This is a genomic window from Streptomyces sp. NPDC004721, from assembly GCF_053601495.1.
Genome location: NZ_JBSGBZ010000055.1, coordinates 1 through 25,886, shown reverse-complemented (window position 1 = coordinate 25,886; position 25,886 = coordinate 1). Strand labels below are relative to the sequence as shown.

Genomic DNA, 25,886 nt, shown 5'->3' with positions numbered 1-25,886 from the left:
GGATCCCTGAGAACTCGTCAGGCACCCCTGGACCGAGCCTCAGGACTGCGATGTGAGGGCGGCGGAGTTCACGGCTTCGTGCCCTGCGGGTCAGGTTTGACATCACCTTGGACGCGGACGGGCGCGCGCGGCGCGGACAACGTTCGACATCTATGGCGCGGCGGTGACGGAAGGCGTCGCGTAGTTGAGCCCGCTTCGGGCCGAAAGTCAGCTTTCTGAGGATCGGCTGCTTCTTCTTGCGCCGGCCAGCTAGAGTCAGCAGGTCATGCAGCGTTCAGGTCAGGTCATGGGAGGGACTGCGCGGTTTAGTGGTTCCAGGTCCCCGTGCAGGGCGGCGTGGAGTGCGGCCGCGAGTTCGCGTGCTCGGCTTTCACTCGACACGCTGTGCATCATGAAGTAGACGGGGCCTGTGTAGGCGTCCAAGCCGACCTCGCGGTTGCGGACCAGGCAGGTGATCGCGGCCCGGACAGCGTTGTACACGGCGTCGTCGACGGAGTATTCGCGGCCGGCGGTAAGCGTGTCCGCCTTCACGGTCCACCGTGGACCGTCCGATTCGATGGCGACGAACACGGCGCGATGCACCATGGCCTGCCTGTATGCCTTGTGGAAAGCGGTAGTGCCGCTGGCGTCGGGGATGAGGTGGGCGGGGCAAGGAACCGGCAGCGGCTGCATGAGGGGATTGTGCAAGGGGTCGGGCGCATTCACGTCCGTTGACACTCGAAGACCGCCTGGATGCTGCAACGGCGTCCCGAGAGGTGTCAATGCCGGCCAGTCGCGGCGGTTCAAGCGGCCGAAGCGGGCTTGCGTGACCAGCGGCGGAGGGGCACCTTCGCAGGCCAAACGCCTGGTCATGAGAGTGATCGCGGCCCAGGTGATCAGCGTCTAGTGGGGATGGCGATCGCCGTGCCGTAGCCGAGCACACCTGAGAATCGCGAAACGCGGCAGTACCCCGAGCAGAGTGCGAGTCAGATCCCGAGGCCCTGTTCGCAGGGCAGGGCGCGCAGCACAAGTAGTAGGGACGCTGTGAGGAGACCTCGGACGGTGCGGAGAACACCGAGAGCCATCGCGGCTGGGCGTTTCGGCGTCGGCCTGTCTCTCCTTTGAGAGCGTGTCGCGCCCTCCAGAAGTCTTCCTCATCAGTCTCTGCTGACCCGTTGACCCGGCCGCCGCTGGTGTAGACCATCGACCGACAACAGACGCAACCGCTTTCTATCGCCAGACGGAAGGGACGACCCCCATGGACCAGCGACACCCCCTTCTCGCCCGCAGACGAGTCCTCGGCACCATGGCCGGCGCTACCGCCGCCGGCCTGCTGCCCCTGGGGTCCACCGCCGGCGCGGCCGAGACGCATGCCACGTCGAGCGGTTCCGCCGAGGACGCCGGCTTCTTCGGCATATGGGACGGGAGCACCTGGACCACCCAGCCGCGCCTGGACTACACCGCGGCCGCCTCGCTGAAGCCCGTCGAAGACGCCGCCAAAGCCGGGGACTACGCCGCCGCCGGTGAGGCCCTCCGCGAGCACTTCCGATCCCGCACCGCGAAGGCGCCCCTGCCGTTCCTCTATAACGGCATTTTCCGCCCGGGCCAGATACCCCTGTTCATCGACCACATCTGGACGCTCGGTACTGGCGAGATCTACCAGGACGTTGTCACCGTCACGGGCGCCGCGTCCACCGTCTCCGCCGATGTGACGGAGGCGCTCACTCGGGCCGCGGAAGGCAAGGCATCCGAGGTGATGTTCTTCCTGATGGCCCGCGACAAAGAGCCCTCAACCGCGGTCTTCGCGAGCCGCGACGCGGGCGCGGGCGCCCCGGTACTGGAGGTCACGAAGGCGGACGGGAGCACCGTCACCTTCCCCGCGACCGCCGACACGTACATCAAGGCCGGCGACGACGCAACCCGCAACTTCGGCTCCGACAGCGAGCTGCAGGTCCGCGACGAGGGCGTGGGCGCCTTCGCCGCCGAGACTCGCAAGGCGTACCTGGCCTTCCGTATCGAGGGTGTGACCCAGGCTCCGAGGTCGGCGCGCCTCAAGCTCACCGGCCGTAACGCCACCGCTGCCGCCGACAAGCGGATCATCGTCTTCCAGACCCTCGAAGCCTTCAACGAGACCACCCGCACCTGGGCCAACTCCGTCCAGAACACCTTCTCCTGGCAGGGCGACCCGGGCGGATTCGACTGGAAGAGGCCCGCGGGCGCCGACCCCGAGTACGGCTACCAGCTGCCCCGGCTGTACTTCGCCGGCCCGATGGCCGACGCCTACCGCCAGAGCGACGACGAGACGATCGCCGCCGGACTGACGAGCCTGATCACCGACTTCATCCGCGACGCCGACAGCTACGGCACCGCTTATGGCGCCGGCTCCTTCCCGCGCAGCCTCGACACCGGCAACCGCATCGTCAACTGGGTGTACGCCTACGAGTCCCTGCGCACCAGCCCGTCCCTCAGCGCCGCCGACAACACCGCAATGCTGCGCACGATCGAGAAGTCCGGCCGCTATCTGGCCGTAGCCTCGGGCCCGAACCCCAACTGGATCCAGTTCCAGAAGCAGGCGCTGACGGCGATCGCCGTGCACTTCCCCGAGTTCCGGGGCAGCGCCGAGTGGCTGGAGAACGCCCGGACGTACCTCTCCGAGCAGTTCCGCACGGCGTTGTATCCCGACGGGGGTTACGTCGAGTCCACCGACGGCTACGCCTGGAGTGTCGTCGACACCTTCGGCGGGCTGACCAAGTACCTCCAGGACAACGGCTACGAGCTCGGCGGCAAGGCCGAGCTGGACCGGCTCGTGCGCTTCCTCGCCGACCAGAACCTGCCCGGCGGTTTCAGCCCCGCCTACGGCGACAGTGGCACCTTCGACCGCCGCCCTGTGCTGCTGCAGTACGGCGAACTGCTCGGCGATGCCACGCTGACGTACATCGGCTCCGGCGGCGCCCGTGGCACGGCCCCCGACCACACCTCGGTCCTCTACCCGGACACCCGCGTCGCCGTCCAGCGCAGCGGCTGGCGGCCGGACGCGGCGTATCTGCGGATCAACGCCGACCGCGGCCCCCACTCCCATCCTGACGATCTGGCCGTCACCGTCTGGGCCGAGGGCAACCGGCTGCTGCCCGACATGGGCGCCTTCACGTACTCCAACGACCCGCGGAGCAACTGGCTGCGCTTCACCACCGAGTCGCACAGCACAGTCGAAGTCGACGCCACCGCCCAGAAGGTCGGCGCGGCCGCCTCCTTCGACCTCTTCGCCACCAACGCCGCCTTCGACCTCACCCGCGCCTGGACCGACGGCAACTCCGCCGCCCGGCACACCCGCACAGTGCTGTTCGTACGGCCCGGCCTGTGGATCGTCTCCGACCATCTCAGGCCGTCCGACACCGCGAACCACGTCTACCGGCAGAATTGGCACTTGCTGCCCGAGGCCCGGCCGACGCTGGAGGACGGCAGCCGGGCGATCGTCACCGACTTCGCCGAGGACGGCAATCTGCGTCTCGTCCCCGTCCGCCCCTCGTCGCTCCGGGCGGAGGTCCGTAACGGCTACTACTCGCCGGTCTTCTACAGCGTCACGGACAGCAAGTACGCGACCTACACGCGCGAGGGCTCCGGCCCGGTCACCTTCGACGCGCTGCTGCTGCCCGTTCCCGCCGGCCAGCAGTCCACCGCCACGGTCGAGGACCTCGCCGTGGCGGGAGCGTCGGCCGGTGAGGCCTCGGCGATGGCCATCACGTTCAGCACGGAGCGCACGGCCACCTACGCCGTGGCACACACCGCGCCGCGGTCGCCGATCGCCTTCGGCGCGTACACCTTCGACGGCACGGTGGCCTACGCGGAGGCGGCCTCGCAACGGCGGACGTGGCTGCTGTACGGCGGGTGCAGGCTCGCCACGAAGGACACCGTGCTCGTCGACTCCCCAGTGGCGCTGAAGGACTTCGCGGTCCGCCTCGACCCGGCGCGCGGGACTGTCGCCATCGACGGCACGGGGCTCGTCCCCAGCACGGACGCCGACAAGACCGTCAGGATCCACGCGCCCTGGGCGGCATCGGTGACGGTCAACGGCGAGGCGGTCCCGTTCACCGTCAAGTCGAGCAAGCTGCTCGCCGCCGCTGCGGGCTGACCCGGCTCGGGCGGCCCGCCCCGGGCGACGTCTGCATCGCCCCGGCAGGCCCCCGGCCGCCGGGGCGATGCTGCAGTGCGCCCGAGACGTAGGACGGCGAGAACCTGAACACGCACCGCAGCGGGCACAATGCACGAAGCATCCGTACATCGCCCGGCGCTGTCACGTTGTTGGGTGCGTGACTGTCTGATGGTGCGGCGAAGTGTGATGGCGGCGGGTCGCCTCCGAGGCCGAGGCGCTGGGGTATGGCGGGACCTCGGCCGTGGCAGGCTGGCGGAGGTGTCGGAGTCGACTGTCGCCCGGGGACGCGACGAGCTCGCCGTGGTGGGTACCCGTTGCCGGCACGGCAATCACCGGTCTGTTGTGCATGACGGAATGCGGTTTCCGGCAATGCACCGAGATCGACGGTCCAACGACGATTCCGGACCACGGAGTCCTGCAGAAACCAGGGGTTACCTTCCAGGCGGGTGACAGGGACGACGAAGACCAGGCCGACGCCTCACGAGCCCACTCGGCCGCTGCGCATGCGGTCGGGCCGTACGGCATGCGGATCATTGGCGCCCCGAGGTCGTTTCGAAGGCCAAGGACCTTGAGCAGCATGGCCGTTCCCTCTGCACAATGACGTCTGTAACCGGTCGAGGCGACAGTCCGCGTGCATCCGGCGGCCGGACGTGTCTCACGGGGCAGGGTCTTCCCCCACGGCACCCCAGCTCGCCGGGGCACCGTCCTGGCTCCTGACCAGCCATAGTCCCGCCATGTCCTTCGCCGCGTTCGGCCTGTGCCGGTAGTGCGAGCACGGGAAAACGGCGGTCATCAGCGCGACGAATGTGAGAGAAGGTCGGATCTTTCGCCAGTGAGTGCGTGTGGGCGATGGGGGAACATGCAGCATGATCAAGCTGGCGATCTTGCTCGTTTATGCATGCTTTTTTGGCTGTTGTTGCGCACTCTCCTCTTGAACCTCAGGCCTTGACGATCGCCCGGAGTCATCCTATGTTCGTGCCTGCATGTGCAATTGCTTAGCAGTCAATCGCCGGAAGCTGGAGAAGGTGGGCCTTAGACATCGGACCTCTAAGGCCCAGGTTGGTGTGTTCGGGTTGCTCGTCTGACGTGCCCAATGCTGGGTGCCCGGACTGGGGGCATGGACGTCCGAGCGATGGCGACGGGATCTTCCGGGATGGGCGCAACTCCTGCATCCGCGTGACCAAACGCTCCCGATATCCGGGTCCGGAATGTCGGAATCGGCTGAGCGTGAGGGGCGAAACCATGATCGCTCGGCCGCTGCCCACCTGCGAAGGAGCCTGATGTGCGCCACCGTCACTGGTTGATGACCATTCTGGTCTGGTTACTCCTCGCCGCTCTTGTGCCGCTGTCCGGTTCGGCCGCGGCGGCCGAGCCAGCCGGGACGCCACCGGAACAGGTGAAAGGCATCCCCGGCACGATTCCCGTCAGCGAGGACGCGGACCTGGCCGCCTGGCAGCGGCTGCAGTACGGCATGTTCATCCACTGGGGTCTGTACTCCGAACTCGGAGGTGTCTGGCAGGGCGAACCGGTCAGGCAGGGCTACAGCGAACAGATCCAGATGTGGGCGAACATCTCCGAGGCGGACTACCTCAAGGTTGCCGAGCGGTTCCGGCCGGACCGGTTCGACCCGAAGGCGATCTGCTCGTTGGCCAAGGACGCCGGGATGCGGTACGTCGTGATCACCACCAAGCACCACGACGGCTTCTCGATGTTCGATACCGGCACCACCGACTACAACGTTGTGGATGCGACGCCGTACGGCAAGGACCCGCTCAAGCTGCTCGCCGACGAGTGCCGCAGCCAGGGACTGAAGTTCGGTTTCTACTTCTCGCTGGTCGACTGGCACCAGGGCCACGCGTTCGATGGGAACAACAACAACCCGATACCCCCGGCGATGGAGCCGGTGATCAAGGCGCAGCTCCGCGAGTTGATGACGAACTACGGGGAGATCGCTGAAGTGTGGTTCGACATGTCGTCACCAACCAAAAAACAGAGCGAGGCTTTTGCGAGCGTCGTGCGTGAGCTGCAGCCGCATGCCGTCATCAACAGCCGGATCTGGAACAACGTCGGCGACTTCCGAACCCTCGGAGACAACGAGATCCCATCGGTCGCCGTGGACGGCGCATGGCAGACACCGGCGTCGATCTACCACTCGACCTGGGGCTACCGCAGCTGGCAGGTCCGCGACGACCTGCCCGGCAAGGTGCGCGACCTGGTGAAGGGCCTGGCCAGCGTTCGCGCCCGGGGTGGCAACTACCTGCTCAACATCGGCCCCCGTGGCGACGGCAGCATCGTCGAGTTCGAGGCGGACGTCCTCCGTGGCATCGGAGCCTGGCTCAAGCGCCACCCCGGAGCGGTCCTCGGGGCCTCTCCGACCCGGTTCGGCGGCCAACCGTGGGGTGAGGTGACCGTCAACGGCCACGACCTCTTTCTCCACGTCACTCGATGGCCGGCTGACGGGGAGCTGAGGTTGCCCGGCCTGGCGACCGAGGTCAGGCGGGTGCTCGAGGACGGGGCCGGAGAGCTTGGGTGGCGGTGGGATGGAACCGACCTGGTTGTGAGCCTGCCCGCCGATGCCGCGGACGAGGTGTTGCCGGTCATCAGGGTCGAGCTGGCCGGAAACCTGCGGATCGTTCCGACGCGCACGGTTGCCGACACTGAAGGCGCGTGGGTGCTGTCCCCCGAGGACATCGAAACGGGCTACAGCTACGCCGACAACGGCTCCTACTACAGCACCCGTCGCACCGTGGTCCGTCACACGGCCTACCTGCGCGCGCACCGGGGCGGACCTGTCTCGATCGCCCTTGCCGGACGCGCGGACCCAGCCGCCCGGTACCGGGTCCGGCTCGGGGGCCGCGATCAGGTCGTGACCGGGGAACAACTGGTCTCATCGGCCGTCGGACCGTTCGTCGTGCAACCCGGCCGCGTGCTGCCCCTCACCATCACCAGAGCCGAACCGGAGTACCCATCCCAGGATCTCGGAGTGAGCATCGACGCCGTCATGGTCGGGCCCACCGGCACCGCGGTCGCGTGGTCGCAGCCGCAAAACCCAGTCGAGCTCGGAGCGACGGCGCCAATCCCGGTGCACGTGACCAACCTGAGCAGCCGGACCGTGACCGGTCAGGTCGGACTGGACGGCCAGGGGCCGTTCGCCCCTGGCCCGGCTGCGGCGGTGATGGTGCCACCGGGTGCGACTCGGACCCAGCCGATCGAGCTGTCCGTGTCCCGCGAGGGCGAGCCGGGCACCTACCGGCTGCATTCGGATCTCGACACCGACGCACGCGCCCTCGGCCTGACCGCCGAGGTCAACGTCGTGCTGCCGAACGTGGCGGTCGGTAAACCGGCCACGCAGTCGAGCACGGCGTGGGGAGGCGTGGCCGGCAGAGCCGTCGACGGCAACACGGGCGGGGACTATTTCGGCGACAACTCCGCGACCCACACGGCCGAGCCGTCGAATCAGGCATGGTGGCAGGTCGATCTTCAGAACGAGTACATGATCGACCAGATTGAGATCTGGAACCGCACGGACTGCTGTTCTACGCGATTGGCCGAATACTGGGTGCTCGTCTCGGAAACGCCGATCACCAGCAGCTCTCTCAGCGAGGCGCGCAAGACCCCGGGTGTCACAGCCATCTACCAGTCGAACGTCGCTGGACGGCCCACGAGCATCGACCTCGGCAAAACACCCGGCCGGTATGTGCGCATTCAACTTGAGTCGCACACCAATCCCTTGTCCCTCGCCGAGGTGAAGGTCCGTAGCCGGCTCGCAGGGGAGTAGACATTGAGGGCCGGCGGTCGTACCCCAAAGCTGATCCGGCGCAGGTTGCGCGACTCGCGCTTTCCGGCCTGGATGCGGAACAGTTCGTGATCACCAGCAACGAGCTCGGCAACGAGAGCAAGAAGGCAGGGCGCGTCCGCTCTCCGAAGTGGAGGCGCTCAGCGCCGGAATAGAGAACGATTCCGGCGATAAAGTGCGGAGGCTAGTTAGATCCGGTGGCAAGTCGTTGTCGGGTGGCCCGGGGGGACCTCACCCCCGGGCTCCCACAGAACCGTGCGTAATGGTCTCCCGTTACACGGCTCTTGCCATCCTGCTGGGCGGTTTCCCGCAGCCACGCTCGTGGCATGAGAAGCTGCTGGGCCAGCTCCTCGGTGATCTGCGGCAGCTCCAGGGGCTTGGTAACGTCGGCCTCCAGTAGCGGCTCGTCGACCACGTCTTCCAGTCCTGCGCGTTCGGCCAGTTCGGCGGCCACGCTGCTGATCATGCGGCCAAAATGACGGCATCGCGGTCGGCCCCGGCCGGGGCTTCGCGGCTGGCTCGAGGGCGTTGCCGTGCGCGTCGTGCAGCACGTCCTCGCGCTGGCGGCAGCGGTCTGGCACAACTTCCAGACCGGCCAGGCAGTCACCTTCTCACCGACGGCCTATGGCTACTACACGTTTAGTGACAAAGGTCACGGCCTTGATCTGCCGGTTCAAGATCCTTTTACCTCTCGCTTGCCACCTTTGGTCTCTTTTTACTTCGGCTAGCTTCACGACTGCGCCGCATCTGCGGCGTGTTCGCAGTGAAAAGACCGGAGAATCAGGATGATTCGCAACGATGCGTCTTGTCGACGCAGACGTTCCTGGTCTGGGGGAAGCACTCGCTGGATAGCGGGAAGCCTGTCCCTGGCCCTAGCCGTCACGCTCCTTGACGGGGCGTACACCTCGGCCCTCGCCACGCCACAGACTCCCAAGGAGGCGAAGAGCGCGGCCGCCACGCAGGCGGCGGACATCCCGTCGGCGCGCGTCGCCGCCCGGCTGTCCGGCAAGCGCGTGGAGGCGCTCTCGGAGCGCACCGAGACCTCCACGACCTGGGTGAACAAGGACGGCTCGCTCAGCACCGAACTCACCGCCGGACCCGTCCGGTTCACGGACGAGGCCACGGGAGAGTGGCGCGAGGTCGACCTGGACCTCGTCCAGGTCGCCGACGGGATCGTCGAGCCCAAAGCCCACCCGGGCGGATTGCGCCTGTCCGGCAGGTCCGGGACCCCGGCGAAGTCACTGAAGGCCGCTCAGCAGGCCAAAGCCACCGACCTGGTGACCCTGGGCGAGGGCGATCAGCAGATCACGCTCCAGTGGAAGGGCGGCCTGCCGCAGCCGAAGCTGGACGGCACGCGGGCGGAGTACGTCAACGCCGTACCCGGCGCGGATGTCGTAGTGGAGGCCACCCGGACCGGTTTCGAGCAGTACGTCGAGCTCAAGCAGCGTCCCGAGACCGGTGACGCGGGCGGCTATTCCTACACGCTTCCGCTGAAGGCCGAGGGCCTGAAGGCGAAGCAACTCGCCGACGGCAGCGTGCTATTCACCGACAAGAGGAACAAAAAGCGGGCTGTCATGCCCGCGCCGGTGATGTGGGACGCCACCGTCGACGAGCGCTCCGGTGAGCACACCCGCAAGACCAGGGTCGGCCTGAAGGTGGTCCAGAAGGGCGCCTCCGTCGACCTGGTGATCACCCCGGACGCCGACTTCCTTACCGACCCGGACACCAAGTACCCGGTCACCATCGACCCGTCCACCTCCTCGCTGTCCAACGTCTTCGACACCTACGTGCAGCAGGGCGAGACCGTCGACTGGTCCACCGACACCGAGCTGGACTTCGGCAACCCCGGCACCAAGAACACCGACGGCACCCCGCGCACCGCGCAGTCCTTCATCTCCTGGAACACCACGCCGATCCAGGACGCGCTGGTGCTGGACGCGAAGCTGTCGCTGTACAACTTCCACTCGGGCAACACCGACTGCAAGGCGTACCCGTGGGAGGTGTGGTCCTCCCCCGCTGCCTCCACCTCTAGCCGGTGGACCAACCGCCCGACGATGACGGCGAAGAAGGCCACCTCCACCGAGACGCGCGGCAACCCGTCGTGCACCAGCACCCAGCCCAAGGGCTGGATCAACGCCGACATCACCACGCTGGTGCAGGAGTGGGCCTCGGCCAAGGCCACCCGCGGCCACATGGGCATCCGCGCCACCGACGAGTCGGTCGTGGCCCAGTGGAAGCGCGTCAACTCCGCCAACGCCGCCTCCAACCCGCCGAAGCTGGTCGTCAACTACAACTACCGGCCGCGCACCGGCACCAAGCAGGAGGCCGGCCCGCCGTACTTCTCCTACGGCGGCACCTACGTCGTCAACACCACCACGCCCACCCTGCGGGACACCTTCGTCGACGCCGACGGCGACAAGGTCAACGGCACCTTCCAGATCTACGACAACGCCACCAACACCCAGGTCGGCAACGTCCTGGTGTCGAAGTACGTGCCCTCCGGGCAGGTCGCCTCGGTGACCGTCCCGGCAGGTGTGCTCGCGGACGGCAAGACGTACAAGTTCCGCACCAGCCCCTACGACGGAACGCACTACAACGCCGGCTGGTCGGCGTGGAAGACCTTCACCGTCGACACCAAGGCCCCGTCCGCCCCGACGAAGATCGTCTCCACGGACTACCCGTCGGACAAGTGGGTCAAGGGCGCCGGCCAGGCCGGCACCTTCACCGTCACCCCGCCCGCCGGCGGTGACCACGACTGGCTGGAGTGGTCACTCGACGGGGTGACCTGGACCAAGGTCCCGACCGGCGGATCGACCGCTGACAAGGCCATCAGCGTCGCCCCGCCCAAGGACGGCACGCACACGCTCCAGGTCCGCTCGGTCGACAAGGCGGACAACAAGTCCGAGCCGGCCGAGTACGTCTTCCACGCCGGTCCCGGCGGCTTCGTACAGCCCGCCGAGGGTGAGCGCACCGCACGCCGTCTGCCGCTGGTCGCCGAGGCCGACGCTGCGAAATATGACAAGGTGTCGTTCTCCTGGCGCCGCTCGGAGGCGGACGACTGGGTGAAGATCCCGGCCGGTGATGTGACCTCCGGTGGCAGCCCGCTGACCGCGTGGCCGGTGCCCGTCACCAACGGCAAGAACAGCACCCTGGTCTGGAACACCACCGACACCGTCAACCCGGACGGTTCGATCCAGGTCAAGGCCGACTTCACGGGCCCGAACAGCGCCTCCGGCAGCACCCAGCCGCTGTCGGCCGTGGTGGATCGCAACGCCAGCGGCGCGGCCGCGGCCGAGGCCGGCCCCGGTTCGCTGAACCTGCTCACCGGCGACTACAGCCTGTCGGGCACCGATGTCTCGCTGTTCGACACGACGGTGACCCGCGCTGCGTCCTCGCGTACCCCGCAGGCAGGGGCGGCCCAGAACGGCCAGGCGGCGATCTTCGGCAAGGAGTGGACGAGCGGAACGGCGGCCCAGACCGTCGAGTCCGACTACTCCGAGCTGGTCAAGACCTCCGCGACCTCGCTCGACGTGGTCACCACTGACGGCGAGACGATCTCCTTCACCGCGAACGCGGCCAAGACCGGCTGGATTCCCGAGCCGGGAGCCGAGAACCTCACCCTCAAGGGCAGCTTCTCCAGCGGCGACTTCACCCTGTCGGACACCGAGGGCACCGTGACCACGTTCAGCCGGGTGAACTCCTCAGCTGCAGCGTGGACCGTGTCGCGTTCCTTGATCGACGGCCAGGCACACTCGACCACCGAGGTGGTATCCGAGGCCGTCACGGTGGACGGAAAGGTGCTCGCACGGCCCAAGCGTGTCATCGCTGCCACCAGCGCGGTGAGCGTCGGCACCTGCGAGACCGCCCCGGCCACCCGGGGATGCCGCGTCTTGGAGTTTGTCTACGCGACCTCGACGACGGCCACGGCGGGCGCCTTCGGTGATGTGAAGGACCAGGTGGCGGAGATCCGCGCCTGGGCCACCCTCCCGGGAGCCACGGTCTCGACGGCGACGACCGTGGCGAAGTACGCCTACGACAACTCCGGCCGCCTGCGCGAGACCTGGGACCCCCGGATCTCTCCGGCGCTGAAGACGACGTACGCCTATGACAGCTTGGGACGGGTCACCCAGATGACGCCGCCCGGCCAGCTGCCGTGGACCTTCGTCTACGGCAAGGTCGGCACCGACCCGGTAGCCGGCGACGGCATGCTGCTCAAGGTCTCCCGCCCCACGCTCAAGGCCGGATCCGCCGACGAGCTCGACGGCAATGCCGCCGAGACCTCCATCGTCTACGGAGTCCCGCTCACCGGTGCCAAGGCGCCGCGCGCCATGGGCTCCGGCGATGTGCAGGCGTGGGGTCAGCTGGATGCCCCCACCGACGCCACAGCCATCATCCCCACGGGCGTCACCCCGGCGTCGCACGATGGCGCCAGTCTGACGGCAAACGCCTACGGGCGCGCCATGGTCCACTACCTGAACGCCTCCGGGCGTGAGGTCAACACCCTGGACCCGGCCAAGAACATCACCACCACGGAGTACGACGCGTCCGGCAACGCTGTGCGCGAGCTGTCCGCGGCCAACCGCGCCCTGGCGCTGGGCACTACCGACGCCGACAAGGCCCAGCTGGCCGACCTCGGTATCTCAGCCCTGCCCGCCGGCGAGCGCGCCGAACTGCTCTCCAACCGCAGTGTCTACAACACCGACGGCTCCCGTGAGCTGGAGACTCTCGGGCCGCTGCACCGCGTCGTGCTGGAGAGCGACCTGAAGGACGGCACTACCACGGTGGCCGCCGCCGGTGAGCAGTTGGCCGTCCGTCACCGTACGGTCAACGAGTACGACAGCGGCCGTCCCACCGACGGCACTGCATCCGTCTCCGACAAGGTCACCAAGAGCACCGAGGGCGGACAGCCGCGCAACTGGCCGACGCTCACGGCCGACGCCCGGGTCACGCAGACCGTCTACGACTGGGTGGTCGGCAAGCCCACCAGCACCATCCAGGATCCCGGTGGTCTGGCCATCACCGAGAAGGCGAGCTACGACGCCGCCGGACTCCAGATCAGCCGGAGCCTGCCCGCGTCCAGCGGATCCGACGCCGGCACCGTGATCACCGACTACTACACGGGTGATGGCACCGGCGTCTGCGGCGGCCGCCCTGAGTGGGCCGACGAGGTGTGCCGCACCCGCCCGGCGGCGGCGATCACCGGCGGCGGCTCGAACCCGGCGGAGCTGGCGACCACCACGGCCGAGTACGACCGCTGGGGCGAGACCGCCAAGCTGACGGAGACCGCGAACGGCAGCACCCGTGTCAAGACGACCGAGTACGACGCCGCCGGCCGCGCGAAGACCGTGACGATCACCGGTGGCCTCGGCACGGCCGTCCCGGCTGTCACCACGACGTACGATTCCGCCAGCGGCAAGGTTGCCACGATCACATCCACCAACGGCGGAACGATCAGGAAGGTCTACGACAAGCTCGGCCGCCTCATCTCCTACACGGACGCCGACGGCGGCGTGACCACCAGCGAGTACGACGCTCAGGACCGCCCGCTCAGTGTCAGCGACAGCGTGCCGTCCACCACGTCGTACGCCTACGACACCGCGGTCGACCCGCGGGACCTGCCCACCTCGATCACGGACTCGGTGGCCGGCTCCTTCTCGGTCAGTTACGACGCCGACGGTCAGGTGCTGAGTCAAAAGCTGCCCAGCGGCTACACCCTGCGCCAGAGCACCAACCCCGCAGGCATGGCCACCCAGCGCACCTACACCCGGGACAGCGACGGCGAGGTCCTCTTCTCCGAGACCCTGGTGCCCACGGTCCACGGACAGCGGTCGCTCTACACCGGTTCGCTGGGGCAGACCTCCAACCAAAGCTACCGGTATGACAAGGTCGGCCGGCTGGTGAAGGCGGAGGACGACACCGTCGACGCCGTCTGCGTCACCCGCAGCTACACCTTCGACAAGAACTCCAACCGCAAGACGCTGGCCACCTCGGCCGCACAGCCCGGCCTGGAGTGCACCAGCAGTGGTGCGACGACGGTGAGCCACACCTACGACAGCGCCGACCGGCTGGTCGACTCCGGCTACGCCTACGACGCCCTCGGCCGCACCACGGCGGCCCCCGGCACAACGTTGACGTACTACACCAACGACCTGGTCCGCCAGCAGATCGCCGGCAGCCAGCGTCAGACCTGGACCCTCGACTCCCAGCTCCGCTTCCGCGGCTGGACAGTCGAATCCAACTCCTCGGGCACCTGGACGCAGACTCAGTCCAAGCTCAACCACTACGGCTCCGACGTAGACGTCCCCCGCTGGATCGTGGAGGACACCGCGACAGGGGCGCTCACCCGCAACATCAACGGATTTGACGGCCAGTTGGTCGCCACCACCGCCAAGACCGGGAACATCGTGCTGCAGATGGTGAACCTGCACGGCGACGTGGTGATGCAGCTGCCGCTGACCGCGGGCCAGGCACCCACGGTTCTGAGCACCGACGAGTACGGCAACCGCACCGGCGCCCAGACCAACGTCCGCTACGGCTGGCACGGCGGCATGCATCGCTCCGCGGAGACCGTCACGGGACTCACCCTCATGGGCGTGCGCCTGTACAACCCGGCGACCGGCCGCTTCCTGTCCGCCGACCCTGTACCGGGTGGTAGCTGCAACGCCTACGACTACGCCTGCGCCGATCCCGTCAACAACGACGACGTCACCGGCTGCGCCACCTGCCGCGTCCCCAAACACGCTTGGACCGGCCGGAGCTTCAGCACCGTCCTGCGCACCACCCGGTGGAGCTACAGCAGCTGGCAGAACTACAACTACCACTGGTTCTGGGACGTGGTCAGCGGCGACTACGGTCCCGTGCCGATCACCTCGTGGAAGCGCCAGTACCGCTACCGCAAGCAGTACATCTTCAAATGCAAGGTCGTGGCCTGGTATGGCTGGGGCCGACAGAAGATCCTCGCCACTTACGAGACGCATTACCAGTACTCCTACCGTGACCGCACCACCTACCGGATCGCGTTCACCGGCATCAAGTGGACCCGGACCGGAGGCTGGAGCTGGGCCAGGACGTACATGAGCTACGTGTCCAGCTACCGCATCGTCTACACGAAGGGCTGAGCCCCTCCACACCAGCAACCCATACGGTGGTGCCCCGCAGAGACCTTCCGCGGGGCACCACCCCTTCCCTGCCGCGCGGACCCCACGTGCGAACGGAACGACCCCCCTCCCCCTACAGAGACAACGTCCCTCATGCTGATCGCAATCGCCGTCGTGGGCATCACCGTCTTCTGCCTCACGCTCTGGTGCTCGCTCACCGTTGCCCGGATGCAGAACCTCCCCTCGCGGCGCCGATACCTCCCCCTGTCCCTCTTCCTGATCGCGCTCGGCGCCAGCCTCCTGCGCGCCTTCGACCTCCCCCAGATAGCCAACGTCATCGCCTTCCCCCTCAACCTCGCGGCCCTCGTCACATCGCTATACGAGATCCGCACTCGACAGAGCAGAAACCGAGCCGGGCTTCCCACCGGCTGAACCCGCGCACACGAGCACCAAGCTGTCCAGGCAGCTGTCTGACTGGTGTGCAGGGTTGCGAGGCAAAGGCCTGGCCCGTCGCCATAGGAATGGATGACGGGCCAGCTCCCCGCCACGGTGCTCACCTCCACACCGATCACGCAGCCCTTGAGAAAGTCGTCAGGTTTCAGGCACGTCACCGCGGTCCTGGCTGGGGCGTTCGGCTGGCCCTACCCCCGTATGCCAGACAACTGGCAACTGCTGGGCACCGACAAGGCTGCTGGAAAGGTAGGTGCCGCTTGTGGCGGTGTACGGTCCGCCTCCGGCTGCGGACCGGTGCTGCGCCGTGAACTCTGCACCTGTTTCACAGCCTGGTCCTGGGCGGGCTGAGCAGGTCGTCACCAGGCCATAAAGCACTGCCCGATTCGGCCCAGGCGAGGTGCTGGCGTACCTGGGCCAGGACTGCTTTTCGGTCCTGCGGGCCATAGGCGGTGCATTCCTGGGTGGCCGGGTCGATGGCGCGGATCGTGCTGTCAGGGCCGCTGCACAGCAGGGCGCGCTCGATGAGGGGCAGGCCCAGGCTGAGCGCGTCGCAGCCCTCTTTGCGGATGAGCCGGACGAGGTCGGCCACCACCGCTTCCCAGTCGCCGACCTCGGGCCAGTGGGCGCCGCCACCCAGTTCCTGGGTGAGGGTGGACAGCGGGACGATCTCGCCCGGCCGGCGGCCTTGGGCCAAGTGCTAGTGAATGCGTATCCCGTCGGGCTGCTTCACGCGGGGGTGGAGCAGACAGGCCGCGGCAACGACCGGCAGAACAGGGCAGCAGCCTGTCCGGCCGCCCGGGGAGCGGGGCGGCAGGCATCGTCGTCCGCTTCTTCGGTGCCGGCCTCTTGACGGAGCGGCGCGGTTCGCCGTGAGGACGGGAGGTCACGCGTGAGAAGCCTACTGCTGGGCTGCGTCTGACCGCAGAAACCGTCGGAGGCAAATGATTTCGCAGGCGAGTTCGAGCAAGCCCTGGTGGAGGGCGGCGCGTCGCTCGTAGCGGACACGGAGTCGTTTGAACTGGTGCAGCCAGGCGAAGGTGCGCTCGACCACCCAGCGAACCTTGCCGAGCCTGGGGCCGTGGGTGACGCCGCGTCGGGCGATCACCGGTCTTTAGTCAACGGTCTGGGACCCCTCGATCGGGCGATGTCCCGCCTGGGCGAGTCCTTCACCGACCGCGTCGGTGAAGGCGGCGATGGCCTCATTGTGCCGGGTCGGGACCCAGACCACCGACGTCAGCCAGGCCAGGGGTGCGCCTTCGAGGGGGCGCCAGACCAGGACTCGAATCTCGAAGTGGGCTACCACACGCGCCTCCATCTTCTTCTCGCTCACCGGCAGCTTCCTGCGGCCTTGGCCCTCCGCCCGCACCTTGCGGATCTCGCACTCCATCGCGGACCGAGCTTGTCCTTGCTGACTGCCGCGCCGTCGACCTGTCGTACCGCGACCTCGCCCTGTGATGCGCGCCTGCCCACGCCCGCATTCCACCCCTCTCGCTGGTGCTTTTGCTGTACCCGCTCAAACGAGCTCGCTCCGTCCCGTCGAAGGCTCCGTGCGGAAAGCGGCTACTTCTCAGCCCTGCACGCGGTGTGATGGGGTGCGTCGAGGGTCGGTTTACGCGAGGTCTTCCAAGAGCAGGTCGAGTGCCGCCTCTTCGTGCAGGGCCATTCCCACGACGTCCATGGTCGGGGCCAGTTCCGCATCCCATGTGGCCTCGGTGCGCGGGCCGGTGAGGAGGAGTTGCGGTGTGCCGTGCGCCTGGGTGCGGGTGGCGAGGTACTCGTAGTCCTGTGCTGTCATCCGCCAGGGCTGGGCCCTGTAGCGCAGCATGACACGGTTGGCCAGTGCGATGCCTGGCCAGTCGAAGTCCCCGTGGTAGGCGAAGGCGCACCCGGCGTCGGCCAGCGTGTCGAGCAAGGTGAGGACGACCGTCGTTGCGCTACCTGAGGTGCAGATCAGCGGCGCGGTGCAGCCGGCGTCGGCGGCGGCTTCGACCACTCGGGGGTTCTCGCAGACGTGGATGCGGGTGTGGGCTGGCATCTGCAGGTGCAGGGTGCGTAGTTCTCGCAGGGTGAGGTGCGTTTCCAGGTGGTGCTCTGACCGCTCGCGCAGGGCTTTTTCGCCCCAGGTGCCGCCTGTGGGGCCCAAGCTGTAGGTGAGCACGGTGCTGGACACCTCGTCCGGGGTGACCGATGCCAGGCGCCACAGGGCTCGGCGTGCAGGCGCGTCGGCGGGGAACTCAACATCGTGCGCCAGCGCGATGCCGCGCAGGACCAGCCGGGACAGCAGTGTGCCGTCGTCCAAGCCGTGGGCGGAGCCGGTGGCGCTGGTGGCCAGTTCGCCGCGGCCCCAGGTGGCCGGGGTGGGGTCTGGGTCCGTGTCGGGGAAGAGTATCGCCAGGGTGTGGACCGCCTGGGTGACGACCGCGGTCGCGGTGTCGGGGGCTTGGCGGGCGAGTGCGCCGCCGCGTCGTATCTCCTCCAGCCACTGAGCCGTCCAGGGTTGGGTGGATAGCGACGTGGCTTTCATCGCGGTCTGCGCCGTCGACCAGATGCGAGCTCGTTCAGCGGTCGCCGCGTGGCGGGCGGCGCGGCGGTCGGTCAGGGGTGGGCCCAGTTCTTCCAGCGTGGCGGCCAGGCCCCGGCCGACGGCGCTGGCCCGCAGGCGTGCGTCCAGCTCCGTCAGGCTGATTGTGGCGGCGGGGCCAGTGAGGGGTCTGGCTAGCAGGAGGGACAGGGCTTCGCGTTCGGCTGCGTTGAGGCGTTGGAGTTTGATGCTGCCGGCCGGTTGGATTCCGTTGCGTTCCAGGCGGGCCCGGGCCGCGGTCCAAAGACGGGTGAGGCCCGGTCGGGTGAGGAAGGTGAGGGTGTCTGCGTCGAGGGGGTGTGCGTCGGCACGCCCGGGATCTGTCAGGTCTGTCATACCGGCATCAGTCTGCGCTGTCGTCCGTTCCACGTGTAGTGCAGCGTCGCCACGCCTCGCACATGCGGATCGCGCAGGCATTCGTAGATGTGGAGGGAGGGTACGTCGGGCCAGTTGCCGATGAGGCGTTCGCTGGTGAGGACGAAGTCGAGGTCCAGGTCGACCAGGATGCGGCCGAGGCGGGCGTGGGTGGGCTCGTCGACCTTGGCGAAGGCGTCGTCGAGGAGGATCAGGCGGGGTGTGTGTGGGGCGGCGTCGGCGAGGCTGGTGAAGTGGGCGGCCGCCGCGGCGAAAAGGACCAGGTAAGACAGGACCCGCTGTTCGCCCTGGCTCAGGCCCGTGCGGCCGGAGAGCTTGCGGCGGCTGCCCGGTGCCGCGTCGTTGACCACCCAGGGCGTGAAGGTGAACCAGTTGCGGTAGTCCAGCGCGGTGCGCAGATGGGCCGCGTAGCCGGCGGCCGGGTCGGCGCGGCGTGCGTCCTCGATGCGGCGCTGGAGGATGTCGCGGAGTTGCTCGGACTGCTCACGGGTGCGCAGTCCGGAGGGGCTGCGCAGCAGGTCGACAGCCTCCTTGACGTCCGCATCCACTGCGTCGGCCAGTCTCCAGTCGAGGGCGACACCCAGACCGTGTGAGGTGCGGACCGTGGACAGGGTGGTGTTGAGGGCGGCGACCAAGGCGCCCGCGGCGAGCACCTGCGAGGACAAGTGGTCGCCCAGCTCTCCGGTCAAAAAACGCTGGAAGACCTCGCGTTCGCGGTCCGTGAGACGGTCCCGCGCGTCGGCGGCCTGGGCAGCGATCCGCTCGCCGACGAGGGCGACGTCGTGCGGACCGTGGTCGTCGACGAGCTGGCAGAGCTTGATGCCGTCGTGTTCCGTGAGCGTGGCGTCGTAGCCTCCGGAGAGCTGGTCACGCAGTTCCGTGTGACGGTTGAGGAGTGTGGTGTCCGAGATGTCGTGGCGTGCAGTGTCCAAGCCTCGGCGCACCGCGTCGATCAGCAGGCGCAACGCTGTGATGCGTTCCCGCACGTCGTCGTGGACAGGGTCCGGCAACTTCAGAGCACCATTGTCGGCGTCGGCGTCGAGACCTGCTCCCCTAAGCACACCGGGCAGCGACAGGACCGTACGCAGTTGCCTGCCGCAGGCGAGCACTCCGGTCTCCTGGGCGGCGAGCACCTCACGTCGTGCTCTGACGTCCTCTTCCGCCCGTACGCGCTGGTCGTGCAGGTCGGCCAGGTCTTTCCGCACGCGTGGGAGCTGGCGGTCGACGGCCTCCAGGCGACGTTTCGCCTCGCTCTCGCGGGCAAGGATCTGCTGTTCCGTAGCGCCGAGTGCCTCTTGCAGAGTCCGGACGGTACGACGGGCGGCCTCCAGGCGGCCGAGGGGCTCGGCGTAGTCGGACTCAGCCTCCTGGCGGGCCAAGGTGGCACGCTCGTAGTCCGCCTGGCCGCCGCGGTGGTCGTCGGCCGCGGACAAGACCGCGCGTAGGCGCCGTCGCAGCTGTTGCGTGCCCTGGCCGAGGCGGTCGAGAGCGCGCCGGACCGTTTCGAGTGCGGCGGGGTCCGCCGGAAGGCTGTGGGCACTGGCTGTCGCCTCGGTCTCACGCCGGGCGGCGACCGCGCGGGCACGTGTCTGCTCCGCCTCGCGGGCGGCGGCGGCCGCCTGTGCGGCGAGGGATTCGGCGGTGCGCTCGGCCTCGGCCGTGCGAGCCCACGCATCGGTCAGCGCACGCGCTGAGGGCGGTCGCCGCAGAGTGTCGCCGACCTGGTCGCGGTGTTCGGTGAGGGCATGGAGGTTGTTCCGATGCTCGGCCAGCTCCTGCTGCACGTTTGTCAACTGGCTGTCGAGTTCCGCTAGTGCCCGGCGACGGGTCTCGGCGCGGACCTGCGCGCCCACGTACTCGGCGGTGGGCTTGGCGTGGCGGCCGCGGGCGATGCCGAGCTTGAAGGAGCCGTCGGTGCCGATGGCGGTGTGTACTCCAGCCGCCTGTGTGTCGGCGGCATCGGTGTCGGTGAGGAGCCCGCCTGCGACCAGAGCCACTGCCTCCAGCACGCGCTCGACCTGTTCCACCGTCACTGCGTTGTCCTGCGCGGCGACCGGCCGCAACACCCGGGCGAGGCTCACCCCGGCCACCGGTGCTGCCGGGACCAGCAGGGTGTCGCGCGTGGCCGGGTCCACAACGGTGCCGTCGGCGCACACCCAGGCGTCGAGCAGGCCGCTGGCCTCCAGCGCGGCTTCCAGCCCGGCTCGCGCATCCGGCGCCAGGTCGTCAGCGAAGTCCACCAGCCGATACAGGGGCGCTCCGGTGCCGGGTGTGCGGGGGGTGATGCGGTGGGGCGGGGGCGGCGGCTCGGGGTCGGTGCGGTGTTCCCATTCCTCGCGCCGGCGGTGGAGGCGGTCTTGTTCGGCGGCCAGGTCGTGGACGGTCAGGGCGAGGGTGTCGCGTTGTTCGTTCAGTTCCGCCAGCCACGCGACGACGGCTGACCGTGCCGCTTCGGCCACCTCGTCGGAGGCCTGGGCGGCCAGCGGTCCGTCCGCCGGGTCGTGCGCAATCAGGGCGCTCACGGCGTTAAGGGGCACCCCGGTGAGGTGCTGCAACCGCTCGGTCCAGGCCCGAGCCGCCTGAGCGTAGGCCTGCCCCGCACGCACCGTTTCCTCTCGGCGCTGCTCGGCCAGGGTGCGCGCACCGTCTGCCTGTTCCTCCAGGCGTTCACGAGCGGCGTCGGCCTCCTTAGCCTCCCGTTGGGCCTGGTGAGACCGTTCGATGAGGGCGCCCAGTTCGGTGACGGACCGGGACCGGTTTCTGATCACCGGCTGCGCGGCGCCGAGCTGGGCATCCCAGGCGTTCAGCGCGGTCGCACAGAGCTCGGCGTCGAGTGCCAGCACCTCGCTGTGCCGTACGAGGTGGACATCGTCTTCCGGTGCGCTCAGTTCGGCTGTCGTGGCGGGCGCGACCGTCGTGGCGGGAGTCGCGACGGGCTCGCCCAGGTGGACGGGGTCGAGCCCGGACCGCTCCGCTTCCTGCGCCAGCTCTCCTTGTGCCGTGCTCAGTTCGACCAGCTCTTCGCCAAGCCGCCGGGCCTGGGCGGTCAGGCGCCGTCCGGCCTCCTCCTGATTGCTGTGGGCCTGCCGGACGGCCTTGAAGGCGGCGACAGCCGCGCTGTGCAGGGCGGTGACGGTGAGGCGTTTGTCCCCGAGTTCCTTCAGGCTGCGGTATCCGGCGCTGGCGTGTAGGGCGGCGAGGTCCGTCTCGGCGGCGCTGGCCTCGCTTTCCAGGGCTTCGACGCGAGCGACAAGTTCCTGCTCGCGCTCGCGCAGCCCCTCCGCTGTGCGCGCCGCGTCCCCCGTGGACCTGCGCTGCTGCATCAGCCGCTCCAGCTCACTACTCGCCTCGTCCGCGCGGCGGCGCAGCGCGCCGTGCAGATAGCCGCGGTAGCCGGCCAGGAACGTGCGCAGCGCTTGATCGGTGCGTTCCAGGCGCCCGAGATCGGCCCGTACGGTGTCGAGGTCGTCCAGGCCCCTGGCCACCTTCTGCACGACCTCGTCATCGAGGGCGGGCAGCGTCTCAGCGAGGACGGAGACCAGTCCGCCGGAGTCGATGCGGTCGCCGATGGTGGGCCGGCGCAGCCGGTGCAGTAGGTGGAGCAGGTTGCGGTAGCGCGCCGGGTCGGTGAGGCCGAACAGTTCGCGGGCGACCCTGGCACGGTGCTCGACGGCGCGGTCGGTGACGTTCTCCGCGCCGAGGAGCGACTTGAGCTGGTCGACGGGCAGGGGCTGGCCGGCCGGGGCCAGGTCAAGGTCTTCGCCGACCCGCAGCCGCGTGGTGAAGAAGAACGGCTTCGCCGTCTTGGTCGACTGGGACGCGCGGATGGCCGCGCCAATGGTCAGATGGTGGTCGGTTCCCTCCTCGTCCGTCCGCGTGAACTCCAGCCACAGGTAGCCCAGCCGGTTGGTCTGCGCAAAGCCGTCGAGCATCAGCCAGGCCAGGGTGGTGCGTCCGGTTCCCGTGGCATCCAGGGCGCGGGCCTCGCCGTCGAGAAGATAGGGCAGCAGCATCTCCAGGGCCTTGGACTTACCGGCGCCGTTCTTGCCGCGCAGCAGCAGCCGCCCCTCACCGAAGGCGAACTCCTGCTCGTCGTACTGCCAGACGTTCCGGATGCCCGCGCGGTGCAGACGGTAGCGGGATAGGTTCGGCAGGCCGTTCATCGGGGCAGCTCCTGGGAGACGTCGTCCGCTGGGGACTGGTCGGTACGGGGCTTGAGGGCCACCGTGGTGGCGTACCGGGCGGCCGCGGCGAGCAGTATCCACTGGCCGTCGCTATGGCCCTGGCCGCGGGCCTGGGAGACGTCGGTGACGGGGCGGCCTTCGGCTACCGTCTCCTGGTATCCCTCGGGCAGGCCGTGGCCGTCTGCCCGCACGGGGCCGGCGGGTGCGATCAGGCGCATTCGGACGAGGAGGTCGAGGACGGCGGCGAGGAATCCGTCCCGGTCCTGAAGATGGCCGCGCTGCCAGTTGCTGCGCCTGCCGTACTCCTCGATCAGTTCGTCGAGCAGGCCGGGCAGCAGTCCGTCCGGGATGGGTACGCCGATCACCAGCCGTCCGCCGACCGCGGGGTGGCCGGGGTTCTCAGGGCGCAGCCGGTCGACCAGTCGTTCCACGAGGAGCAGCGCGGCCTGAGCCACCGTCCCGGTGCCCGGCAGGTGCAGGTCGGTGAGCTCGTCGTCCGGGTCGACCAGGGCGATGCCCTCGGCTCGGATCTCAGCTTCCAGGCCGAGCAGTTCGGAGAATGCCTGCGCCTCGCGGCGCTGCCGGGTGCGCAGCCATTCGCGTTCGGCGTCGGTGAGGTCGTCGAGGTGGACGACGGGGGTTTCGACCAGGCGCCGGCGGACGTACGTACGCGGCCCTCCAAAACCAGGGTCGGCGGCCCGGCGCACGAGGTCTGCGCCGTCGCGGCTTTGGGCGAGCGGGCCGGCGACGATAGCCCGAGCGATCTCGCGGTCCACGGTCAGCAGCGCCTCTCCGGCTCGCTCCTCGGCGACGGCTGCGACCTGTCCCTCGGTCTCCACCAGGACGCCCCAGTCGACGAGTTGCCGCAGCGCGGCTGCGAGGGTCCGCCGTTCAGCCTGCCGCCCCGTGTCGGTGATCTCGATGCCAGCGTCGACGGCGGCGGCCCGCAGGTCGGCAACGAGCTGGGAGAGCAGGAGCTGTTCCGGGGCAGTGACAAGGACCGACAGGGCGAGGGCCACGTAGGCGTACGTCCGCGGAGTAAACGGCGTTCCGGTCGACGGTCGCTGAAGGCGGTGGCCCGAGCCAGGGCCAAGACCTGCCTTGAACAGCCGGGCGTAGGAGGCCTCCACCAGCAGACGGTATCCGAACACCTGCTGGAAGCGCTGGGCGAGCCAGTCGGCATGGCGCCGGATCAGCGGGAAGGTGTCGCTGTGTTCTCCGGTACTGGTGACCAGAGGGTGGGCCAGCATGAGCCGGGCGGCTGTGCGGCGCTCGGCGGCGAGGGCGACGTCGTGTGCGGAGGGCAGCGGCATCAGGCGCTCGCCTCCCCGGCCGCGGGTGTGGACGCGCTCTCGACGGCTACGGTGAGATCGTCCGCCATCAGGTCACCGTCCACGGACCGCAGGATGGTGGACCGGCCGGGGGTGCGCCATGCGGTCAGCCGGATGCCGAGGTCCACGTCGACTGCCTGCGCACCGTCGAGCTGGAAGTCGCGGGCATCCTTGTGCAGCTGGGCGTTGCCGAGGGCAGTGGTGAGGAGTTCCAGCAGTAGTCGCATGGCCGGGGCGCTGAGGCGCACCTGTTCGAACCTGCCCGAGGCGCTGTGGAGTTCGTCGGCCGCCGCCTGCCGGGCCTCGGCCTGCTGCCGCGCCTGCTCCAAGAGGCGGTGCTTTTGCTCGGAGTTGTCCTCGGCCGCCGCGGCACGTCCCCGTGGGGCCCTGCTGCCGCGCTCGCGCAGCGCCACCGGCACGTCCACGACGGGTCCGGTCCACCAGCTCACGTACGCCGGCACGGACCGGTCGGCATCCGGCGCCACCCCCAGATGGCGTGCTCCGTACAGTCCGAAGGCAGCGACCGCGAGGTCGTGGGCCTCCTCCGGCTGAGCAGTGTCGAACCAGGCCGCCAGCCGCAGCAGGTCCTTGCGACGGGACATCTCACCAGAGGCCGAACGCAGCATCCGCTTGGCATTGGCGAGCAGCGACTGCAGGGCGCGCAAGGTGGCGTCCCGGAGCTGATCCACCTGGCTGGAGTGTGCTCCGGTGGCGGTGAACCACTCGCGTAGCCCTTCCCAGTCCGCCAGGTCCCGTCCGCGGCTGCGCTGCACCCGCGTCTCAGGCAGTGTGTCGGCAAGCGATCCGATGCCCGCCGCGTGCGCGTCGATACGGGCGAGCAGCGCGGGCAGGTGCGGCCCAAGGGCGTCCAGGTGGGCCGCGATGCGCGGGGCGCGGAAGGAGACGTCCTCGGTGATGGCCTCCACGTAGTCGAGGAGCAGTTCCTTGAATCCCTGGTACTCGACCGAGTCGAGGTCGTAGCGGGCCAGCACCTGGCCCAGATAGGCGTAGAAGTCCCGAACGGACTCGGCGAATTCAGCAAACTGCACAAAGAGCGTGCTGATCCGCTCCAATGCCTGCTGCGGATCAGCACCGCCCGGGGCCGCGGCCATGGCGGCGATCTCGCGCAGGCCTCGGTCGACGAGGGCCAGCAGCTCGCTGCTCACCTCGCGTGCCGCGTCCGCCCCGGCCATGACCTCGTCCGCGTCCCGCTGCACGCGCTCCCCCAGCTTCGACAACTGGTAACGGGACCGCGAGCGCTGGTATTCGGCGATGCTCGCCGCTTTGACGGTATGCGTGCTGCGCAGCAGATTGCCCCAGCGCACCAGTTGCTCGAGCCGGGCGGTGAGCGTCTCCGCATCCAGCGCCGCCCCCGGAACGCCCCTGTGTGCCAGCTTGGCCAGCAGCTCAGGCACCGCCAGGTCCGCAAGCAGCGTGCCGCAAAACACCCGCATCACCGCCACATACTCCAGGCGCTCGGGTGCGCTGAGGTAGGCGTACGCACTCAACCGCTGCCACGCCTCACCATCGCCGTCGTGACTGGCCAACTCTTCGCGCAGTTCGTCCCCCTCCATACCACCGAGCGTACGGACCACCACTGACACTCCGAATGAGGTCAGGCAAAATCCACCTGCTTGGGGCCAGACGCCACCTCGCACCCACAGCACCCCCTACAGGCCGCCTTCAGCACGGCCCCGCCCAGCACCACAGCACCAAGCGACCTGCAATACGGCACTGGGACGAACTGGCCCAGGCCCGTGACCTGCGCGGCGGCTGTGGAGACGCTGCTCCCAAACGATCGACCCTGACGGTCTGCCCACCGGGCGGCCACGCTGGTGGATGGTCCGGGGCCTCCCCCTGAGTGGTGGACACGCTGATACTGGATCTGCTTGATCCGGAGGAAGCGAGAACACCGCCGATGGCGATGAAAGACTATTCGG

The 25,886-nt window shown here is 68.7% G+C and carries 12 protein-coding genes and 2 pseudogenes; 5 read left to right on the top strand and 9 right to left on the bottom strand.

Annotated elements, in window-relative coordinates; genetic code table 11:
- Positions 1-279: 279 nt before the first annotated feature.
- A complete protein-coding gene (locus ACWEK3_RS33975) occupies positions 280-672 on the bottom strand; it encodes a hypothetical protein (RefSeq protein WP_384442293.1) in 393 nt (130 codons plus the stop codon).
- 565 nt (positions 673-1,237) lie between these two features.
- Between ACWEK3_RS33975 and ACWEK3_RS33970 the strand changes: the two genes are divergently transcribed.
- A complete protein-coding gene (locus tag ACWEK3_RS33970) occupies positions 1,238-4,108 on the top strand; it encodes a heparinase II/III family protein (protein ID WP_453251425.1) in 2,871 nt (956 codons plus the stop codon).
- Positions 4,109-5,432: 1,324 nt separating this feature from the next.
- Complete coding sequence (locus ACWEK3_RS33965) at positions 5,433-7,907, top strand: alpha-L-fucosidase (protein ID WP_453251424.1); 2,475 nt, start codon at positions 5,433-5,435, stop codon at positions 7,905-7,907.
- A gap of 202 nt (positions 7,908-8,109) precedes the next feature.
- Here ACWEK3_RS33965 and ACWEK3_RS33960 read toward each other — a convergent pair whose 3' ends face one another.
- A complete protein-coding gene (locus ACWEK3_RS33960; protein ID WP_384442284.1) occupies positions 8,110-8,391 on the bottom strand; it encodes a hypothetical protein in 282 nt (93 codons plus the stop codon).
- A gap of 55 nt (positions 8,392-8,446) precedes the next feature.
- Here ACWEK3_RS33960 and ACWEK3_RS33955 point away from each other — a divergent pair.
- The 3 genes and pseudogenes from ACWEK3_RS33955 to ACWEK3_RS33945 form a co-directional block, all read left to right on the top strand.
- Positions 8,447-8,557 (top strand): annotated as a pseudogene (locus ACWEK3_RS33955) (IS982 family transposase); the annotation flags it as partial.
- Positions 8,558-8,710: 153 nt separating this feature from the next.
- Positions 8,711-15,043 carry a DNRLRE domain-containing protein gene (locus ACWEK3_RS33950; protein WP_453251423.1) on the top strand — a complete coding sequence of 2,111 codons (6,333 nt, stop codon included), beginning with the start codon at positions 8,711-8,713 and terminating at the stop codon, positions 15,041-15,043.
- A 132-nt stretch (positions 15,044-15,175) separates the two neighbouring features.
- Positions 15,176-15,454, top strand: coding sequence for a hypothetical protein (locus tag ACWEK3_RS33945; protein ID WP_453251422.1), 279 nt, complete (start codon positions 15,176-15,178; stop codon positions 15,452-15,454).
- Between the two features lie 343 nt (positions 15,455-15,797).
- Here ACWEK3_RS33945 and ACWEK3_RS33940 read toward each other — a convergent pair whose 3' ends face one another.
- The 7 genes and pseudogenes from ACWEK3_RS33940 to ACWEK3_RS33910 form a co-directional block, all read right to left on the bottom strand.
- Positions 15,798-16,169 (bottom strand): hypothetical protein, encoded by a 372-nt coding sequence (locus ACWEK3_RS33940; RefSeq protein WP_450545996.1) that lies wholly within the window; start codon positions 16,167-16,169, stop codon positions 15,798-15,800.
- Between the two features lie 204 nt (positions 16,170-16,373).
- Positions 16,374-16,583: pseudogene (locus ACWEK3_RS33935) on the bottom strand (transposase); the annotation flags it as partial.
- 3 nt (positions 16,584-16,586) lie between these two features.
- Positions 16,587-16,862 (bottom strand): hypothetical protein, encoded by a 276-nt coding sequence (locus tag ACWEK3_RS33930; protein ID WP_450545998.1) that lies wholly within the window; start codon positions 16,860-16,862, stop codon positions 16,587-16,589.
- Between the two features lie 222 nt (positions 16,863-17,084).
- Positions 17,085-18,392, bottom strand: a complete 1,308-nt coding sequence (locus ACWEK3_RS33925; RefSeq protein ID WP_450545999.1) for a TIGR02679 family protein — start codon at positions 18,390-18,392, stop codon at positions 17,085-17,087.
- On the bottom strand, positions 18,389-22,594 hold the full coding sequence (locus tag ACWEK3_RS33920; RefSeq protein WP_450546001.1) for a TIGR02680 family protein: 4,206 nt from the start codon (positions 22,592-22,594) through the stop codon (positions 18,389-18,391). The genes ACWEK3_RS33925 and ACWEK3_RS33920 overlap by 4 nt, the downstream gene beginning before the upstream one ends.
- Complete coding sequence (locus tag ACWEK3_RS33915) at positions 22,591-23,928, bottom strand: TIGR02678 family protein (protein WP_450546003.1); 1,338 nt, start codon at positions 23,926-23,928, stop codon at positions 22,591-22,593. Before ACWEK3_RS33915 ends, ACWEK3_RS33920 begins: the two co-directional genes overlap by 4 nt.
- Positions 23,928-25,520 (bottom strand): TIGR02677 family protein, encoded by a 1,593-nt coding sequence (locus tag ACWEK3_RS33910; RefSeq protein ID WP_450546005.1) that lies wholly within the window; start codon positions 25,518-25,520, stop codon positions 23,928-23,930. Before ACWEK3_RS33910 ends, ACWEK3_RS33915 begins: the two co-directional genes overlap by 1 nt.
- Between the last annotated feature and the right edge of the window lie 366 nt (positions 25,521-25,886).

What these genes read in the sequence shown, in the direction of transcription:
- ACWEK3_RS33975 (WP_384442293.1), bottom strand. Translation starts at nt 672, where the DNA reads ATGCAGCCGCTGCCGGTTCCTTGCCCCGCCCACCTCATCCCCGACGCC.
- ACWEK3_RS33910 (WP_450546005.1), bottom strand. Translation starts at nt 25,520, where the DNA reads ATGGAGGGGGACGAACTGCGCGAAGAGTTGGCCAGTCACGACGGCGAT.
- ACWEK3_RS33965 (WP_453251424.1), top strand. Translation starts at nt 5,433, where the DNA reads ATGACCATTCTGGTCTGGTTACTCCTCGCCGCTCTTGTGCCGCTGTCC.
- ACWEK3_RS33950 (WP_453251423.1), top strand. Translation starts at nt 8,711, where the DNA reads ATGATTCGCAACGATGCGTCTTGTCGACGCAGACGTTCCTGGTCTGGG.
- ACWEK3_RS33925 (WP_450545999.1), bottom strand. Translation starts at nt 18,392, where the DNA reads ATGACAGACCTGACAGATCCCGGGCGTGCCGACGCACACCCCCTCGAC.
- ACWEK3_RS33945 (WP_453251422.1), top strand. Translation starts at nt 15,176, where the DNA reads ATGCTGATCGCAATCGCCGTCGTGGGCATCACCGTCTTCTGCCTCACG.
- ACWEK3_RS33920 (WP_450546001.1), bottom strand. Translation starts at nt 22,594, where the DNA reads ATGAACGGCCTGCCGAACCTATCCCGCTACCGTCTGCACCGCGCGGGC.
- ACWEK3_RS33930 (WP_450545998.1), bottom strand. Translation starts at nt 16,862, where the DNA reads ATGGAGTGCGAGATCCGCAAGGTGCGGGCGGAGGGCCAAGGCCGCAGG.
- ACWEK3_RS33970 (WP_453251425.1), top strand. Translation starts at nt 1,238, where the DNA reads ATGGACCAGCGACACCCCCTTCTCGCCCGCAGACGAGTCCTCGGCACC.
- ACWEK3_RS33915 (WP_450546003.1), bottom strand. Translation starts at nt 23,928, where the DNA reads ATGCCGCTGCCCTCCGCACACGACGTCGCCCTCGCCGCCGAGCGCCGC.
- ACWEK3_RS33960 (WP_384442284.1), bottom strand. Translation starts at nt 8,391, where the DNA reads ATGATCAGCAGCGTGGCCGCCGAACTGGCCGAACGCGCAGGACTGGAA.